Below are 18,893 nucleotides of genomic sequence, written 5' to 3'. Positions count from 1 at the left end.
TCCTTTAAGAATTTATTTTTAATTTTATCATATTCTTACTTTATGTAATTTGAAATAGCTTTTATAAGAGTTTGACTAAGTGAAATTTCAAGTCTTATGATTGAAGTTGGTAAACCAAAATCCTTGATTTTAACATAATCTTTCATTGTAACTAGAAGTGAAGTTGCATTATATTTTTCTATAATTTGAGAAAGTTCATCTTTCGTAAAAGCATGATGATCTGGGAAAAATTCTTTTCCAATGCATTTATTAAAATGCTCTTTTAAACGGTTTGGATTTGCAATTGCAGTTACTAAAACCATATTCTTAGTTTCATTTTCTATAAAAGAGTATTTTTTGTTTTCGTTATTTTCTATTATAAAGTTTCCAAATTTATAAAAAAATAATGGATATCTATAAACTCCACTTGGTAAAGCAAAGTTAAAGTATGGTCTAATCGGTGGTTTTAGTAAAATATTAAATTTCTTAATATTAAATTTAGAAAACCCATCATCTAGAATAATTAAATTTGCCCCTAAGCCTTTAGCTTTTTGTATTGCATTTATCCTATTTTCGCTAACTATTACATTTGCGTTATTTAGTGCATATTCCATAGCTTCATCGCCGCTTTGTTTTACATCAACTAAAATTTTATTATCAATGCAAACTTCAATTAATCCTTTAGAAGATCTTTTATATCCTCTTAAAATTATAAATATTTTATAGTTTTTACTAAAATATCTATAAAGTGCAAGCGTTAATGGGGTTTTTCCACTCCCTCCAACTATTAAATTTCCAACACTTATTATTTTTATATTAAGGTCTTTTTCTTTGCTTAAAATTTTTTTAATAATTACTATAAAAGTGTAAATATAGCTTAGTGGAAGCAGTAGTTTCGCAATGAATTTTTGTGAAAAATTTGGTGAGTAAAAGTATTTGTTTACCCAGTTGTGAAAATTTTTTTTATACATGTTTACTTGCTACAAATTTTACTTTTTCACAGACATAATGTGCCTCTTCATCACTTAAATCAGCATAAATTGGTAAAGATAAAATTTGTTGATAAGTCTTTAAGGCTATTGGAAAGTCATTTACTCTATGTCCGTATTTTTGTTTATAGTATGAAAGTAAATAAAGTGGAATATAATGAAGTGAGACATTTACTCCGGCTTCTTTCAATTTTCTTGCAAAATCATCTCTATTTCTATCTATTTTTATGATATATTGAGTATAGATATGATCTTTTTTTGCTAGTGGTGTGGTTATATGGGGGCAGTTTTTAAGTTCATTATTATAAATTTGAGCTATTTCTTTTCGCCTTTTAATGAAATTTGGTATTTTTTTAAACCAAGATGAGGCAAAAGCTGCGCAAACTCCATTTAAATCATACTTTTCACCAATATCAACGACGTCATAAATATAATCCAGGCTCCCATCCTTTTGAGTATTTGTAACTATTGCATGATTTCTTATAAGTTTTGCTTTTGAAGCAATTTTTTCATCATTTGTTGTGAAAAATCCAGCTGTTGCAACTGCTTTTTTAAATTGTGGATTTAGCTGAAAAGTCGAGATAAATGAATCATTTATAGAGCCTATTTTTACATTATTATACATAGTCCCTACGCCGTTACTTGCATCATCTATAACTTTTAAATCAAATTTCCTAGCAAGTTCATAAATGCTATTTAAATCAGCACTTTGACCTGCAATATGAGATACGAAAATAGCTTTTAATTTTTTATGATTGTGTTTTTGTAAAACAGCTTCTAAACTTTTAATGTTTATATTGAAATCAGATTCATTGATATCTGTAAAAATTGGCTCTGCATCAAAATGTCTTATAACTTCAGCTGTGCCTGGGAATGAATTTACAGAACAAATTATTTTATCTGCTCTTTTTATATTCATAGCTCTTAAAGCAAGGTGTTGAGCGGTTGTACCATTATTTGTAGAAATAGCGTATTTTGAATTAAAAAAATTTATAACTTCATTTTCAAAACTTAGTGCTGCATCAAATGTTGGATCATCTAGAATTTGATTTATGTTATTTTTTTCATCTCTTGTAATTTGTGGTCTAAAAAATGGTATTTGCACTACTTTTCCTTACATTTGCAATTTTTGGCATACGCCTTTTAAAGCTATTTTGCTCTATTTTAGATGTTATAAATTTAACTAAACTCTCATTAAAAATCTCACAAAGTTCTTTAAAATTTAATCCATCATCATAAATTTTTTTAAGTACTTTATCCAAAGTTTCATAATCATACCCAAGATCTTGTTCATCACTTTGACCTTCAAAAAGATCAGCTGAAGGTTTTTTAGAAATGATTTTTTCATCTATCTTTAAAAATTTGGCAAATTCAAAAATCTCAGTTTTAAAAATTTCTCCAATAGGGTTAAATGCACACGCCAAATCACCAAAAATAGTTCCATATCCAAGCATTAACTCACTTAAATTTGAAGTTCCCACAACGACAGCATCAAGTTCTTCGCTAAGATCATATAAAACCATCATTCTAATTCTAGCAGATAAATTTCCAATTCTATGAGTAGAGATTTTTTTATTTAAAAAGATTTTTTCATAAGTTTTTATCAGTTTGTCAATTGGACAAATTTCATAGTTTATATCAAATTTTTTACAGTGATTTATTGCATCATCTAAATTTGCTTTATTTGATGAGTTTGTGGGCATTATTTTTGCATATGTTGGAGCTACCTTTTTACAAAGCACAGAAACAACAGCTGAGTCAAGTCCACCACTAACTCCTAAAATAAAATTTTTTCTACCTGTGACTTTTAGGTTTTCGTCTAAAAAAATTAATAAATCTTTTTCTAAATTTTTAAAATCCATAGTTTTTCCAAAATAAATAATATTGTATTTTATCATAGTTTTGTTAAAATATGACTTTAAAGCATAATTGCAATGATATTTAAAAAAAATACTAAAATTTTTAATAAAATATAAAAAAATAACAAAGGTGACTAAGGAAAAAATGTGGTAAAAATAGAAAATTTTAATGAGGATATATTTGATAAAATTTATGTTTTTGGAGATCTCCATGGAAACTATGATTTATTTATTAAAATGCTTGAAAAGATCAAATTTACAAAAGATGATTTAATTGTTATTTTAGGTGACAGTTGTGATAGGGGCAAAAAAACTGCTGATTTATACTATAAATATAAAGAGCTTATGGAAAATGGATATACAATAAAACATATTCTTGGAAATCATGAAATTATGATGTATAAAGGTGGATTTTGTAATGATATGGCAATAAAAAGAATTTGGAGATTAAGCGGTGGTAAAAATACAGAGTTATCTTTTAGAAAATATCCTAAATTTAAGAGTGTTTGGCATGGGCTAGATGGCGAAGAAAGTTTAAAATGGCTAAAAGAGTGGCTTGAGAAAATGCCTCATATTTTAATCTCGCAAAGTTATATTTTTGTTCATGCTGGATATGATGGGCGAGTTGTTGAGCAAAATGAGGATTTTGTGCTTTGGAGTAGGGAAAATTTTTGGGATTATAATACTACCGGTAAGGAAATCTATCATGGACATACGCCAAGTGTAATAAATCAAATTCACAAACGACCTAATAATGTTTATAGTATGGATGTTGGAGCTAACTTTTGTAAAAATTTAAAAATACTTGAAATTAAAAGTAAGACCGAATTTGAAGTTGAAATTTAAATTTTAAATTAAAATAAAAATTAGATAAATTTAGTAAATTTACCATAATTTAAAAAATAAAAGCTAGAATTTGCAATTATTTCTTTTAAGGAGATTTATGTATTTATTCACATCAGAAGTTGTAAGTCCTGGTCATCCTGATAAATGCGCTGATATTATAGCTGATAGCATTGTAGATGAGGTTTTAGGAAAAGATAAAGATGCAAGACTTGCAAGTGAGGTTTTCGTTGCAGGAAATCATATAGTAATAGGCGGTGAAGTTAAATCAAAAGTAAAATTTAGCCAAAGTGATTATGAAAATATTGTAAAAAATGCACTCTCTAACATAGGTTATAGTGCAAATCCACACTTTACAAAGGAGCAGTGTCTTCACCTAGATGATATCGAAGTTCATGTATTTTTAAACGAGCAAAGTCCTGATATAAGCACCGGAGTTGATCAAAGTTCAGGCGAAATAGGAGCTGGAGATCAAGGTATAATGTTTGGTTTTGCAAGCAATGAAACAAAAGAATTTATGCCAGCAGCTATTACTTACGCAAGACTTTTATGCGATAAAGTTTATGAATATGCAAAAGCTCATCCTCATGAGCTTGGAGTTGATATCAAAACTCAAGTAACGATTGATTACGGTTCAAAAGATAATTTTGAAAACTGCAAACCTTTAAAGATACACACTATTGTTGTTTCAGCTCCGTGCGTTGAGAGTATGAGTATTGAAAAAGTTAGGGAGTTAATAAGCGGCTTGATCGATGAAGCAGGGCTTCCAAAAGAGCTTTTTAATAAAGATGAAACTATAATTTATATAAATCCAACAGGTAGATATGTAAATCATTCAAGCCTTCATGATAGCGGACTAACCGGTAGAAAACTTATAGTTGATAGTTTTGGTGGATATTCACCAATAGGTGGTGGAGCACAATCTAGTAAAGATTACACAAAAGTTGATAGAAGTGGACTTTATGCTGCAAGATGGATTGCAAAGCATATAGTTGCTGCAAATTTGGCAAAAAAATGTATCGTTCAACTGAGCTATGCTATTGGTGTGGCCAGACCAGTTTCAGTTAGTGTTGATTGTATGGGAACACATATAAAAGGTATTGATGATGAAATTTTATCAAATTTTGTCCTAGAGAATTTCCCTCTAACTCCAAAGTGGATAACTGATAAATTTGGACTTGATAAACCTAGTAAAGATACTTTTTTATACGCAAATGTTGCAGCTCATGGACAAGTTGGAAACCCAGACTATCCATGGGAAAAACTTGATAGTTTAGAGTTTTTTAAAAATATATTAAAATAAATTTAGGCTTTTTAGCCTAAATTTACAAATTAAGTTTTTTCTTGAAATAATCTTTTACAAAAATTTTAATAAACAAATTAATTTAAGCTTTTAAAAGATAAAATATAGTATTTAATTGAGTAACAAAAGGCTAAAATTTAAGTGATGATAAAAGAGAAAAACTTAGAGAATATTTAAGAAATAATAGACCTAAAAATAAAATAAATTTAAATAACAGCTCTGATAATAAAGAAAATTTTACTGAAAATTTAAAAAAAGACTCAGATTTAATTAAACTAGATTATAACAAAGAGCCTTTAATAATAACAAACTACGATAGATTTTTTAGCATAATATCATTATATATGTCTTTTATAGCTATATTTGTTCTTACTATATTATCAATTTTTGTTTTTCATTTAGTCATAGAAAAAGTGATATTTTATATAGCCATTACAATACTACCTATAAAAGGTAGATTAAAAACAGTTCTAAATTCACAAAAAGATAGCTATTTTGAGTTTACAATAGCTGCATAAGGCAAAAAAATACAATAAATATCATAGAAATTAATAGCATTAAAAATATAGTTAAAACTTTTGATTCTTCCAATAGCTTATATAAAATAGAGGCTAATAAATATATAGTTTTTATTAGGTTATTGTTTTGTTTTGTTGCTTTTATAAATTATATTAAAATTATGGAAATAAATATTTTTTATGCATTTTTATTTTTTATAACTATATTTTTTATAAACTTAATTCCGCAAATTATTCTAAATTTAAAATTAGGCGAAAGAGAAATTAATATCTATACCAATTTAGCTATATTTTCTGATGATAAAATTATTAATATATTTGTGCCATCAAAGAATGTATATAATGAACTAAAGAGATATTTTTTATTAAAAACTGGTAAAAATTTAGACTATGCAACTAAACAATTTCAACTAATAAAATTTACTTAAAGGATGTGCTATGAGCAATAAAAAAATTGATGAAGCTATAATAAAGCAGAAAAAAGATACTTAAACGACAATAAAAATGTAGATGATTTAAGAAAGATATGGGGAACTAATTCAGAATTATTTCAGCTACACTATGATGATTTTATAAAAACAGTAAAGGTTTAAATTTGGAAGAAGATAAAAGAGAAAAACTTAGAGAGTATTTAAGAAATAATAGACCTAAAAATAGAGCAAATTTAGGAAATAGCTCTAATAATAAAGAGAATTCTAATAAAAATTTAGAAAATGATTTAAATTTAAATAATGACTTAAATTCAGACAATTCTCAAATTTCAAGCAATAAAAATTCAAATCAAAGAGATTATGATAAAGAACCACTTATTGTTAAGAATTATAGTGTTTTGTTAGTTTTTATAATTTGCTTAATGGGTGCTATACTTATAGCTATTTTTACGATATATAACGACCAAAGATATTTTTATTTGGTTATAGGTATTTTTATATGTATTGAAAGCTCGTCACGACTGTTTTCAAATAAAAATTCTTTTTATGTCGTTTTGAATGAGAGTTCTATACAGTATCTTGTCAATAATAAACTTGAAAAAGAAATTATCACAAAAGAGATAAAACATATAAAAAACTGTTTTGCAGATGAGGCGCATTTAATTAAAGTAAATAAAAAATTTGCTAGATTTATAATCTTAGCTATTATTTCTTTTTTAACTTATTGCTTATGTGTAGGAGATTTTTTCATTGCCTCAGTGCCGTTAATTATATTTATGTTTACATTTGCTGTAAAATTTATTTTCGAGATTTTTATAAATAAAAAATATTCATTTAAATTTTATACTGGCTTAATAATTTATGGAAAAGATGATGATATGATAGATTTTTTACCAAAAATAAGTGATTACAAAAAAATTAAAAAGTATTTTTTAGCTAAAAAAGGTATAAATTTAGACTTTATAGATACTAAATTTATACCTTTGGAGTTTTAAAACAAGGAGAAAACAATGTCAAATACAAATACGAGAATTAATACTGCTCTTAAAGAGCTATCCAAGGCACAACAAGAATTAAACTACTATTATATGATGTTTTAATGCCTGATTTGTTAAAATGACAAGATAAATTTAAGAGAATATTTTTATGGGAGACAGTGGCAAAATTTAATACAATGGATAAAAGCTACAAAACTTTAAGGAGTATAAATAATTAATTGTTTTGAAATTTAATTATAAAAACAACAAATTTTTTAAAAACATTTAAGATAAGATAAAATTTGAATAGTGTTAAGATTTAAACTATTAAAATAAAATAGTTTTTATTAAAACAGCAAAGGCTAAAATTTGAGTGATGATAAAAGAGAAAAACTTAGAGAGTATTTAAGAAATAATCGACCTAAAAATAGAGTGAATTTGGGCAATAACTCTAATAATAAAGAAAAATCTAATAGAAATTTAGATAAAAATTTAAATTCAGACAATTCTCAAATTTCAAATAATAAATCAAATAAAAGAGATTATGATAAAGAACCGTTGATTATAAGAGATTACAATATGCACGAAACAGCCTTTTTTACAGTTTATTCTTTTTATTTGATTTTATTTTTAATTACGCAAGCGAGTTTTTCACTCCAAAAAGAGTTGTTTTTATATTTATTCTTTTGGAAATTATTTTAGAATTATTTAAATGTTTTCATAAAACTATTATTTTTTATAATTCAAAAATTGTCTATAAAAAAGGAAGCGATACAGCACTTGAAATAAATTTAAACGACATAGTTGGAGTTTATAAAACTGCTATTTGTAATGAAAATTTTCAAACTCAAAAACTTGTCTCTAAAAAATTTTTAATTGGGGCTATACTTTTAGTTGGTATTACAATGATAATTTTTGATTTCAGTATATTTTTATTTGTTTATGGGTGGTTTATTGCGGTATTTTTAGTTGGTAAATTTGTAGTTTTTATTCTTTTAAATAAAAAAATTAGATTTAAAATTTACACTAGTTATTTAATAAAAACAGAGAAAAACATCATAAATTTTTTGCCAAAAGAAAGTTATGATATAGAAATAAAAAGATATTTCTTTGATAAATTGAAATATATAAAATTTAATAAACAATTGCTTATTAGCTAAAGCAAGCAAAAATACGAAATCCAGTTATAAATCAGTTTTGAAAATGACTAATTTTTGGATATAATGTTTAGTATTTTTGAAAAATAAATGTGTAAATATAAGGAATTTTATGGAAAATAATCTTTTTGATGAAAATGTCGAGATAATAGATGTTGAGGATTCGATAAAGACTAGCTATCTTGATTATTCTATGAGTGTTATCATAGGTAGAGCTTTACCTGATGCAAGAGATGGGCTTAAACCCGTTCATAGAAGGATACTTTATGCTATGAATGACTTGGGTGTTGGAAGTAGAAGTCCATATAAAAAATCAGCCCGTATCGTAGGAGATGTCATTGGTAAGTACCACCCACACGGTGATATTGCAGTTTATGATGCATTAGTTAGAATGGCTCAGCCTTTTAGTATGAGAATAACAACTGTCGATGGACAAGGAAACTTTGGTTCTGTTGATGGTGATCCTGCTGCTGCTATGCGTTATACAGAAGCTAGAATGACAAATTTAGCAGAAGAGCTCTTAAAAGACTTAGATAAAGAAACTGTTGATTTTACACCAAATTATGATGGAAGCATGAGTGAGCCAGATGTTTTACCAGCACGCGTTCCAAATTTGTTATTAAATGGCTCAAGCGGAATCGCAGTTGGAATGGCTACAAACATCCCTCCACACAGCCTTGATGAGCTTGTTGATGGACTTTTGGTTTTACTTGATAATAAAGATGCAACACTAAAAGAGTTAATGCATCACATCAAAGGACCAGATTTTCCAACAGGTGGTATTATATTCGGTAAAAAAGGCATTATTGAGGCTTATGAAACAGGTCGTGGACGAATTAAAATAAGAGCAAAAACTCATATTGAAAAGAAAAATAATAAAGATATTATTGTTGTTGATGAACTTCCTTATCAAGTAAATAAAGCAAATTTAATAGAAAAAATAGCAAATTTAGTAAAAGATAAAGAAATTGATGGAATTAGCGAAGTGAGAGATGAAAGCGATAGAGAAGGTATGCGTATGGTCATTGAGCTAAAACGCGATGCCATGAGTGATATTGTCTTAAATCATCTTTTTAAATCAACCATGATGGAGACAACTTTTGGTGTTATAATGCTTGCCATTGATAACAAAGAGCCAAAAGTTTTCACACTAAAAGAGCTTTTACAACTTTTCCTAAATCATAGAAAAACTGTTGTTATAAGAAGAACTATATTTGATCTTCAAAAAGCAAGAGCTAGAGCTCATATTTTAGAAGGTTTAAAAATAGCCCTTGATAACATAGATGAAGTAATTGAACTTATTAAAAATAGTGCAGATACCAGCTCAGCAAGAGATGGATTAATGAGTAAATTTGGACTAAGTGAGCTTCAATCAAATGCCATTTTGGATATGAGACTTAGTAAGCTTACTGGATTAGAGAGAGAAAAACTAGAAGCTGAGCTAAAAGAAATTTTAGAACTTATTGAAAATTTAGAAAAAATATTAAAAAGTGAAGAACTTATTGAAGGCATTATAAAAGATGAGCTATTAGAAATAAAAGATAAATTTAAATGCCCAAGAATTACTGAAATAGTTGATGATTATGATGATATTGACATAGAAGACTTAATACCAAATGAAAATATGGTTGTAACCATAACTCACCGCGGATACATAAAAAGAGTTCCAAGTAAAACATATGAAAAACAAAAACGAGGTGGAAAAGGAAGAGTTGCATTAACTACTTATGATGATGATTTTATAGAGAATTTCTTTGTCTGCGATACTCACGATACGCTTATGTTTATAACAGATAAAGGACAGCTTTATTGGTTAAAAGTTTATAAAATCCCAGAAGGAAGCAGAACTGCAAAAGGAAAAGCAGTTGTAAATTTAATAGATCTTGCACCTGATGAGCAGATTATGGCTATCATTCCAACAACTGATTTTGCTGATAATAAATTTTTAACAATATTTACTAAAAACGGAATTGTAAAAAGAACAAAACTAAGCGAGTATGCAAACATAAGAAGTGTTGGAATAAAAGCTATAAATTTAGATGATAATGATACAGTAGTAACATCTTTAATTATAGAAAAAGGTGATCTTGATACAGATGATGATGAAATCATTGATGATGAAAATATAGATGATGAAGTAGTAGATGAGATTGAAGATGAAAGCGAAGTTGCACCACATGGTCAAATGCTTTTAGTTGCTACTAAAAAGGGAATGTGTATTAAATTTAACGTAACTGATGTTAGAGAAACTGGAAGAGTTACAAGAGGCGTTACTGCAATTAAATTTAAAGAAAAAGATGATAGCGTAATAGGTGCAGCAGTTTTACAAACAAATGATCAAGAAATTTTAAGTGTTGCAAGCAAAGGCATTGGTAAACGAACCACAGCTGAAGAATACAGACTTCAAAAAAGAGCTGGAAAAGGCGTTATTTGTATGAGACTTACAAATAAAACAGGCGATTTAGTTGGCATTGTCATAGTTGATGATGAGATGGATTTAATGGCTTTAACAACTAGTGGTAAGATGATTAGAGTAGATATGCAAAGCATTAGAAAAGCAGGTCGAAATACAAGTGGCGTAAAAGTTGTAAATGTTGATGGAGAAGAGGTTGTAAATATTGCAATTTGTCCAAAAATAGAAGATGAAGAAACCAGCGAAGAGTCAGATCAGTTAAATTTAGGAGAATCCGATGAGTAAAGAGCGTTTTAATGTTGCAGTTGTAGGAGCTACAGGTGCGGTTGGAGAAGAAATTTTACTAATACTTGAGGAGATGAATTTTCCTATTAATGAATTACTTTTACTTGCAAGTTCAAGAAGCGCTGGAGAAAGGCTAGAGTTTTGCGGCAAAGAGTATGTTGTAAAAGAGCTTACTGAAACTATTTTTGATGAGCATGATGTTGATATTGCATTTTTTTGCGCAGGTGGTTCGGTATCAGCTCATTTTGCTAAATTTGCAACTCAAAGTGGAGCCTTGGTAATCGATAACACAAGTCATTTTAGAATGGAGCCAAATGTTCCTTTAGTTGTGCCTGAGTGCAATCCAAAAGATATAAATTTATGGCAAAACACAGGAATTATTGCAAATCCAAACTGCTCAACAATACAAATGGTGCAGGTTTTAAAACCACTTGATGATATTTTTAATATTTTAAGAGTTGATGTAAGCACCTATCAAGCAGCAAGTGGGGCAGGAAAAGAAGGAATGGAAGAGCTTGTTAATGAAATGCAAGCGTTTTTTGCTTTTAAACTTGATGAGTTTGAAAATAAAGTTTTTCCACACCAACTTGCTTTAAATGTAATTCCTCATATTGATGTATTTTTGGAAAATGACTACACAAAAGAAGAGATGAAAATGGTAAATGAAACTAGTAAAATACTTCATAAAAATATTCCACTTTCAGCAACTTGTGTTAGAGTGCCAGTTTTAAGAAGTCATAGTGAAGCAATTACTATTAAATTTGAAAGAAATTTTGAAGTTGAAGAAGTTAGAGAAATTTTAAGAAATGCTCCAAGTATAAAGCTTATTGATGATATTAAAAATAACTCTTATCCAATGCCAACTATTTCTACAAATACTGATTATACTTATGTCGGTAGGATTAGAAAAGATAATTTTGATGAAAAAATACTTCATCTTTTTTGTGTAGCTGATCAAGTAAGAGTTGGCGCTGCTACAAATGCTGTGAGAATTGCACTTAAATGGATAGATTATCAAAGATAAATTATGAAATTTATAAGCCTAGTGGAAATCCCACGGCTTTAATTTATATTAAATCTAGTCAAAAACTTGATAAAAGTTTAAATGATTTGATTATGCAAAAACACCCATTTGTTGAACAAGTGGGTTTTGTTGATGATGATTTTAACCTTTACATGGCAGGTGGTGAGCGCTGTATAAATGCCATAAGGTGTGCAGGGCTTTTTTATATGGATAAATTTAGTCTTGATGAGGTTAAGGTTAAAAATTTAGGTGAAGTTTTTAAATGTGGCAAGGATGAGTTTGGCATTTTTACAATTTCAAATTTTAGTGATAAATTTGATATAAAAAAGCTAAATGATTTTGAATATTTAGTAAATTTAGATGGTATTACTCATATTATAAATTTAGAAAATTTAGAGTTTAAAAGTGATGATGAATATAAAAAATTTGGCTTTGAAAAGATAAAAAGTTTAAATTTGACTAACCTTAAAGCAAGTGGTTTTATAAATGTAAAAGATGAAGTTTTAAAACCTGTTGTTTTTGTAAGAGATATTAATACTTTATTTTATGAAAGTGCTTGTGCAAGTGGGAGTTTGGCAGCTTCAGTTGTTTTAAATTTAATTAATCACAAAATTTTTTTTAAGCTTGTTCAACCAAGCAATAAACCACTTTTTGTTGAAATTTACAAAGAATTTGATAAATTTATTAGCTTTAAAATAAGCGGAGAAATTTTAAAATAAAATCAAATAAAAGGATAAATAATGATATTTGTAGATGCGTGTTTAAAAAAAGAAGTTCCTTATACTCCAGTTTGGATGATGAGGCAAGCGGGGAGATATCTACCTGAATATAGAGCAGTTAGAAAAGATGCAGGTGGTTTTATAAGTTTATGTAAAAATCCAAAAAAAGCAAGTGAGGTTACACTTCAACCAGTTGATATAGTTGGTGTTGATGCCGCTATTTTATTTAGTGATATTTTGGTTGTTCCTATGGAAATGGGAATGGATTTAGAATTTATAGTTGGTCGCGGTCCAGTTTTTAGTGATCCAGTTGTTTGTGAAGAGGATTTAAAAAAGCTAGATATCCAAAAAGCTGTTAAAAATCTAGATTATGTTTATGAAACTATTAAAATCACTAGAGAAAAACTTGCAAAAGACAAAGCATTAATTGGTTTTTGTGGGGCACCTTGGACTGTTGTAACATATATGATAGAGGGTGGAAGCACAAAAAACTATGCAAAATGTAAAAAACTTTTATATCAAAATCCTGAATTTTTACATCAGATTTTAAGCAAAGTTACACAAGCAACTAAAATTTATCTTGAAAATCAAATAAAAGCTGGCGTTAATGCTGTTCAAATTTTTGATAGCTGGGCAAGTGCGTTAGAGAAAGATGTTTATTTTGATTTTAGTTGGAAATATATTTTAGAAATTGTTGATTACTTAAAGGCAAAATATCCTGAAATTCCAATTATTGTTTTTCCAAAAGGTATTAGTGCATATTTAGATAAAATTGATGGAAATTTCGATGTTTTTGGAGTTGATTGGAGTACTCCTTTAGCTCTTGCAAGAGATATTTTAAGCCATAAATATACACTTCAAGGAAATATGGAGCCTTGTCGTCTTTATAGTAAAGATGCTATTAAAGAAAGCGTTGAAAAGATAGTAAAAACAATGAAAGGAAAATTTCATATTTTTAACTTAGGACATGGAATTTTACCTGATATTCCAGTTGAAAATGCTAAATATTTTATAAATTTAGTTCACGAGCTATCAGCTAAATAAAGATATTTTGCAATGGTTTTGAGGTGGTTTTTAAGCTTAGTTTTAGTTTTATTTTTTGCTGGTTGTGCCACTAAAAATGAAATAATAAACCAAAATCAAAAATATGAAATTTTAAAGCTTGAATTTCCTCAAAACTCTAAAATATTACCAAAAGTTAAAAATCCTAAACTTTTTGATAAAAAACCATTTTTAGAGCGTTTTTTTAGAGTTTGGGATTTTAGTAAAGAAAACAGCCCCAAAATTTCTAAAAAAGAGGCTTTTTGGGCGCTAAACACATATAAAAATACAAAAAATAAAAAATATTATTCACCAAGTAGAAGAATTTACGATGATAAATTCTTTGATAAAATTTATGAAAATGCAAATACTGATAAATTTGGTGAGTTATTTTTTCCTGCGATTACTTTGAAAAATACTTTTTTAAGAAATGCTCCAACAAATGAGCCAATTTTCATAAGCTTTAAAGATGTAGGCGAGGGCTATCCTTTTGATTATTTTGCAAATTCCACTTTAGGAGTTAATTATCCAGTTTTAATTTCTCATTTTAGCAAAAACAGAGATTTTGTTTTTGTACAAACTGACTCTGCCTGGGGCTGGATAGATACAAGAGATATAAAAATTTTATCACAAAATGAAATAAATTTGATAAAAAATTCTAAATTTATAACTATTTTAGAGGATAAAGTACCACTTTTTAATTTAAATAATAAGTTTTTATTAAATGCAAGAGTTGGGACACTTTTAATGGTTCATAGATATGATGATAAGTATTATTATGGTGAAATTTTTACAAAAAATGGTTTAGAAAATTATAAAATTTCTAAAAAAAGTGCTTCTTTATTTCCTGCTGCTTTAAATGATGAAAATGTTAAAAAAGTAATAAATAGTATTTTGGGTGAGCCTTATGGTTGGGGTGGGTTTGGATATTATAGAGATTGTTCGCTTTTTACAAAAGATGTTATGGCAGCTTTTGGGGTATGGCTTGGAAGAAACTCAAAAGCTCAAACTGTTGGGCATAAAAGCATAGATTTAAGTTTTTTAAGCAGTGATGAAAAACTTGAAACAATAAAACAAAATGCCATACCATATCTAGCTCTTATCTATATGCCAGGGCACATTATGCTTTATAGTGGCATTATAAATGGTGAAGTTAGTGTTATCCATAATGTTTGGGGACTTAGAACAGTAGATAATGGACGAGCTTTAATTGGTCAAACTGCAATCACATCTTTAAAAATAGGTCAATATAATCCAAACATCATTCAAAGTAACTTATTCTTAAATAAAATTACAAAACTTATTTTGCTTGATTAGAGGTTTTAAAATTTTTAATAATTATAATTTTTTATGAACGTATTTTAAAATATTAAGCCATCTTTAAAAAAAATATCTAATTTTAATTTCTATCTTAAAATTTTGCTTGATTTGATAAAATAACTTTTAAGTTACATTATTATATAAAAGGAGTTAAGTGATGAGTGAAATTTCAAGAAGAGATTTTTTGAAAACTGGCGTTTTATCTACTTTTTTTCTTTCTAATTACTCTTTTGCTGATTCTTTTAAATTTGAAGATAAGAATTTCTTAATCTATGATGAAAATTTAAAAATAAGCAAAAACTATGCATTTACTTTTGCAAATAAGGAAAAATTAAGGATAAATCAAGATGTAAGTGAGATTTATTTTGATTTAAAGGATAAATTTAAAAATGAATTTATCTCATCTGGCATAACTTCAAAAGAAACTTTTTTTGTTATTAGGAATATAGCAAAAGATTTTTACTATCAAAGTAAAGAAAAAGTTTTAGATGATGGTTTGATATCTTGGATTTTATTTCCAAGCAGTAATCTAAATATAAAAAGGAGTTTAGCATGATTTTACCAAATGGTGTAAGTGTTGAAAATTTTAAAAAAGCTGTAAAAAAATTTAAAGAAATAGTAGGCGAAGATAATGTTATAGACAATCAAAAAGATATATATTTGTATAGGGATGCTTATTCTCCTGAATGGGATGAAGAAACTGAACCAATCCCATCATTAGCAATAACTCCAAAAACTGCCGAAGAGATAAGCAAAATTGTTAAAGTAGCAAATGAATTTAAAGTTCCACTTTTTCCTATCTCAACTGGTAAAAATTTAGGCTATGGTTCATCAGCCCCAAATAACCGTGGTGATATAGTAATTGATTTAAAAAGAATGAATAAAATTATAGAAGTTGACGATAAGAGAAATTTCTGTATTTTAGAGCCAGGAGTTAGCTACTTTGACTTTTATAAATACTGCGAAGATAATAACTTAAATGTTTTTATGGATATGCCAGATCCTGGTTGGGGAAGTCCTGTTGGAAATGCACTTGATCATGGTTGGGGTTATACTTATGGAATGTATAGAGATCATTTTGGGGCACATTGCGGAATGGAAGTTGTTTTAGCAAATGGTGAGATAATGCGAACCGGCATGGGAGCGCTTCCTGGAGCTAAGACTTTTGCTGAAAATAAATATGGATATGGTGCTTACTTAGACGGTCTTTTTGCTCAATCAAATTTTGGCATTGTAACAAAAATGGGCTTTTGGCTTATGCCTAAACCTGAGTATTATGCACTTTATTCATTGGAAGCTAAAAAAAGAGATGATTTAATAAAAATAGTTGAAATATTAAATTATTTAGAAGATTCTTTTATTATCGGTTGGCCACTTTATAGAAGTCCTTTAAATCCACCTCATGGAAAAGAAATGAACCCTGAGTTAAAATCATATCTAACCTCAAAAGATGGCAAACCAGACCTTGAAAAGATTCAAAACTACGCGTTAAAAAATAAAATTCCTTACTGGCAAATCGATATTCCAATTTATGGCAACAAAGAATCAGTTAAAGCAAATGCAAACTATATAAAAAGTAGATTTGATGAAGTTGAGGGCTCAAATTTCAAGCTCGTTCAAGAGTTTTCACTTCCTTTAAGCAAAGATGATATTACTAAAATGAAACATAAAATTTCTCTTGGAATTCCAAATATGGAGATTTTTTGGCTTAGTACAAGAGGAGAGAGTTTAGAGCCTCAAGATGGACATGTGTGGTTTTCTCCAATTATTCCAAGAGATGGAAAAGAGCTTTTAAAATGTCAAGAGGTATATATAGATGTTTTTCACGAGCTTGGCATGCCATCGCCGATTACACCATTTTCACATCCTAGAAGTTGGATGTATAGAGCGTTTTGTTTTATGCTAAATTTTGGAAACTCAAGAACAGATATTGAGCATAATAAAAATTTAAGAAAAGCTTATAGAAAAATGATTGAAGTTGCTGCAGAAAATGGCTGGGGAGATTATAGGGCTGCTCCAACTTTTCAAGATGATGTTTATAATGTATATTCTTTTAATAACCATATATTAAAAAGATTTACACAAGAATTAAAAGATGCAATAGATCCAAATGGCGTAATTGCGCCAGGTCGTGGTGGAATTTGGCCAAAACATTTAAGAGGAAAAAAAGATGAAAAACTTAGTTAAGATTATGATTTTTATAGGAATTGTTTGTTTTGTAAATTTAAATGCTAAAGAAAATGATATTTTAAGTGGCGGCGTTGAGGCAAAAATGCCAAAAACAGGAGAAGAAATTTATAATTATTGGTGTCTTCCATGTCATGGGGCAAATATGCCAGGAACAAATGCATTGCAGGCATTGTATCAAGGTTCAATTCCTGCTGAATTAACAAAAAGAGATGATTTAAATCCTGAGTTAGTTGAGTTTTTTGTAAGAGATGGAAAACATAGTATGCCTTTTTTTAGAAAAGTTGAGATAAATGATGAAGATCTAAAGGCTTTAGGTAAGTATTTATCAAAAGAGTAATTAAAATGCCCAATTTTTTGGGCATTTGTTTAAAAACAGTCTGTAAAATTAAGCATTTAAATAAAAGGCTTAATTTTGGATATAAACTTATCACTTTCAGGTGGAGCTGCAAGAGGCGCATATCATTTAGGCGTTCTTCAAAAACTTGATGAAATTGGTGTTTATGTAAAGCGCATTAGTGGAGCAAGTATAGGATCATTTGTAGCTGTGGCGTATGCAAGTGGATTTAAGCCACTTGAAATTTTAGAAATTATTAAAACTGATGAGTTTAAAAGCGCATTTAGTTTAAATTTGGACTTTAAAAGCTTTGCAAAAATTGAGTTTAACAACAAGATTATTCAAGATTTACTTAAATTTAAGCGCTTAGAAGAGCTTAAAATTCCTGTTTATTTATCGGCACTTGATTTAAAAAGTGGTGAGATAATTTACTTTAATAAAGGTGATACTTTAAAAATAGTTTTAGGAAGTTGTGCATTAATACCTATCTTTGAAGCGGTAAAATATGATAACTATTTTTTAGCAGATGGTGGATTTAAAGACAATCTCCCAACAAAGCCTTTTGAAAAATTTAAAGAAAAAACCGTAGCTGTTGATTTGCAGCCAATTTCAAATTTGATAAATAAATATGATATCTCACTTCCTTTTAAAAAGCCAAAATTTAAAGATGATTTTAATCTAATAACTGGCGTAAATAGGGCCTTAAGAGTTATGCTTAGTCCCCAAAAGCCAAAAATATCAAAAGATACAATTTATATCTCATCAAATTTGATTAAGAAATATTCACTTTTTAGTTTTAAAAACTTTGATGAGCTTTTTGAACTTGGTTATAATAGTGTTAATGAAGAAAAATTTAGATAAGGAAAATTATGACTTTAACAGTTTTTGATCTTGATAAAACACTAATTAATGGCGATAGCTACGATTTATGGCACGAATTTTTACTCGAAAAAGGTATTTTAAAAGATGATTTTATAAGAGATAATCAAAAAATGATAGAGCTTTATGATGAAGGAAAGCTTAATATGAATGAGTATTTGAAATTCTCAATAACTTCATTACAAAGCCTTAGTTTGGATGAAATTTCAAAATTAATACCTGAGTTTTTAGAAACTAAAATTAAACCTATTATTTATAATGAAGCTAAAATTTGGATAAAAACTCTAACTCCAAATTTGATAATTTCAGCAACACCATCTTATATAGTAAATCCAGTTTCAAAATACCTTAATGTAAAAGAGGCAATTGGTGTAAATCTAGTGGTTGAAAACTCTCATTATACGGATGAGTTTATACCTCCTTTAAGTTTTCAAGAGGGCAAAGTTGAGGCTTTAAAAATTTATTTAAAAAACAAAAATTTAAACCCACAAAAAATAGTTTTTTATACAGATTCGATAAATGATCTTGCAATGTGTGAGTTCGCACACTCTATAAACTGTATAAACCCTGATGATAAGCTTAAAAAAATCGCACTTGAAAAAGGTTGGAATATTATAAATTTAAAATAAAAA

18 protein-coding genes are annotated in these 18,893 nt (G+C 28.1%); 15 read left to right on the top strand and 3 right to left on the bottom strand.

The features are described from left to right. Positions 1-35 precede the first annotated feature (35 nt). From O6B72_RS01760 to O6B72_RS01750, 3 genes are read right to left on the bottom strand one after another with little or no spacing between them, the layout of a single operon-like run. Positions 36-950: a tetraacyldisaccharide 4'-kinase gene (locus tag O6B72_RS01760; protein WP_269492030.1), complete on the bottom strand. Its 915-nt coding sequence runs from the start codon at positions 948-950 to the stop codon at positions 36-38. After that, entirely contained in the window at positions 943-2,073 is a 1,131-nt protein-coding gene (locus tag O6B72_RS01755) for a DegT/DnrJ/EryC1/StrS family aminotransferase (protein ID WP_269487366.1), read from the bottom strand. Before O6B72_RS01755 ends, O6B72_RS01760 begins: the two co-directional genes overlap by 8 nt. Beyond that, positions 2,054-2,830: an NAD+ synthase gene (locus O6B72_RS01750; protein ID WP_269492044.1), complete on the bottom strand. Its 777-nt coding sequence runs from the start codon at positions 2,828-2,830 to the stop codon at positions 2,054-2,056. Before O6B72_RS01750 ends, O6B72_RS01755 begins: the two co-directional genes overlap by 20 nt. A gap of 144 nt (positions 2,831-2,974) precedes the next feature. Here O6B72_RS01750 and O6B72_RS01745 point away from each other — a divergent pair, with 144 nt between their 5' ends. The 15 genes from O6B72_RS01745 to O6B72_RS01675 all read left to right on the top strand — a co-directional run bounded on the left by O6B72_RS01745 (position 2,975) and on the right by O6B72_RS01675 (position 18,890). Beyond that, a complete protein-coding gene (locus O6B72_RS01745; RefSeq protein ID WP_024962595.1) occupies positions 2,975-3,673 on the top strand; it encodes a metallophosphoesterase in 699 nt (232 codons plus the stop codon). Between the two features lie 97 nt (positions 3,674-3,770). Beyond that, the gene (metK, locus tag O6B72_RS01740) at positions 3,771-4,973 is read left to right on the top strand and encodes a methionine adenosyltransferase (RefSeq protein ID WP_024962596.1); all 1,203 of its coding nucleotides are present in this window, start codon (positions 3,771-3,773) and stop codon (positions 4,971-4,973) included. Between the two features lie 1,113 nt (positions 4,974-6,086). Continuing rightward, on the top strand, positions 6,087-6,917 hold the full coding sequence (locus O6B72_RS01735) for a hypothetical protein (protein ID WP_269492029.1): 831 nt from the start codon (positions 6,087-6,089) through the stop codon (positions 6,915-6,917). Between the two features lie 351 nt (positions 6,918-7,268). Then, positions 7,269-7,601, top strand: a complete 333-nt coding sequence (locus O6B72_RS01730) for a hypothetical protein (RefSeq protein ID WP_269492028.1) — start codon at positions 7,269-7,271, stop codon at positions 7,599-7,601. After that, positions 7,586-8,059: a hypothetical protein gene (locus O6B72_RS01725; RefSeq protein WP_269492027.1), complete on the top strand. Its 474-nt coding sequence runs from the start codon at positions 7,586-7,588 to the stop codon at positions 8,057-8,059. Before O6B72_RS01730 ends, O6B72_RS01725 begins: the two co-directional genes overlap by 16 nt. 109 nt (positions 8,060-8,168) lie before the next feature. Then, entirely contained in the window at positions 8,169-10,754 is a 2,586-nt protein-coding gene (gene gyrA / locus O6B72_RS01720; protein ID WP_269492026.1) for a DNA gyrase subunit A, read from the top strand. Continuing rightward, positions 10,747-11,778, top strand: coding sequence for an aspartate-semialdehyde dehydrogenase (locus O6B72_RS01715; protein WP_269492025.1), 1,032 nt, complete (start codon positions 10,747-10,749; stop codon positions 11,776-11,778). The genes gyrA and O6B72_RS01715 overlap by 8 nt, the downstream gene beginning before the upstream one ends. Then, positions 11,757-12,497, top strand: coding sequence for a hypothetical protein (locus tag O6B72_RS01710; RefSeq protein ID WP_258298298.1), 741 nt, complete (start codon positions 11,757-11,759; stop codon positions 12,495-12,497). Before O6B72_RS01715 ends, O6B72_RS01710 begins: the two co-directional genes overlap by 22 nt. 21 nt (positions 12,498-12,518) lie before the next feature. After that, positions 12,519-13,541 carry a uroporphyrinogen decarboxylase gene (gene hemE, locus O6B72_RS01705; RefSeq protein ID WP_258298299.1) on the top strand — a complete coding sequence of 341 codons (1,023 nt, stop codon included), beginning with the start codon at positions 12,519-12,521 and terminating at the stop codon, positions 13,539-13,541. Between the two features lie 18 nt (positions 13,542-13,559). Next, positions 13,560-14,855 carry an SH3 domain-containing C40 family peptidase gene (locus tag O6B72_RS01700; protein ID WP_269492024.1) on the top strand — a complete coding sequence of 432 codons (1,296 nt, stop codon included), beginning with the start codon at positions 13,560-13,562 and terminating at the stop codon, positions 14,853-14,855. A 160-nt stretch (positions 14,856-15,015) separates the two neighbouring features. Beyond that, positions 15,016-15,414: a hypothetical protein gene (locus tag O6B72_RS01695; protein WP_258298301.1), complete on the top strand. Its 399-nt coding sequence runs from the start codon at positions 15,016-15,018 to the stop codon at positions 15,412-15,414. Continuing rightward, positions 15,411-17,045, top strand: a complete 1,635-nt coding sequence (locus O6B72_RS01690) for an FAD-binding oxidoreductase (protein ID WP_258298302.1) — start codon at positions 15,411-15,413, stop codon at positions 17,043-17,045. The genes O6B72_RS01695 and O6B72_RS01690 overlap by 4 nt, the downstream gene beginning before the upstream one ends. Continuing rightward, a complete protein-coding gene (locus tag O6B72_RS01685; protein ID WP_269492023.1) occupies positions 17,029-17,385 on the top strand; it encodes a c-type cytochrome in 357 nt (118 codons plus the stop codon). Before O6B72_RS01690 ends, O6B72_RS01685 begins: the two co-directional genes overlap by 17 nt. Before the next feature lie 75 nt (positions 17,386-17,460). After that, positions 17,461-18,243, top strand: a complete 783-nt coding sequence (locus O6B72_RS01680) for a patatin-like phospholipase family protein (protein WP_269492022.1) — start codon at positions 17,461-17,463, stop codon at positions 18,241-18,243. A gap of 8 nt (positions 18,244-18,251) precedes the next feature. Beyond that, positions 18,252-18,890: an HAD family hydrolase gene (locus tag O6B72_RS01675; RefSeq protein ID WP_269492021.1), complete on the top strand. Its 639-nt coding sequence runs from the start codon at positions 18,252-18,254 to the stop codon at positions 18,888-18,890. Positions 18,891-18,893: the final 3 nt, after the last annotated feature.

The sequence above is a fragment of the Campylobacter ureolyticus genome (genome assembly GCF_027277485.1).
GTDB classification, from domain to species: Bacteria; Campylobacterota; Campylobacteria; order Campylobacterales; family Campylobacteraceae; genus Campylobacter_B; species Campylobacter_B ureolyticus_B.
This window is presented reverse-complemented; position numbering and strand designations above follow the sequence as displayed.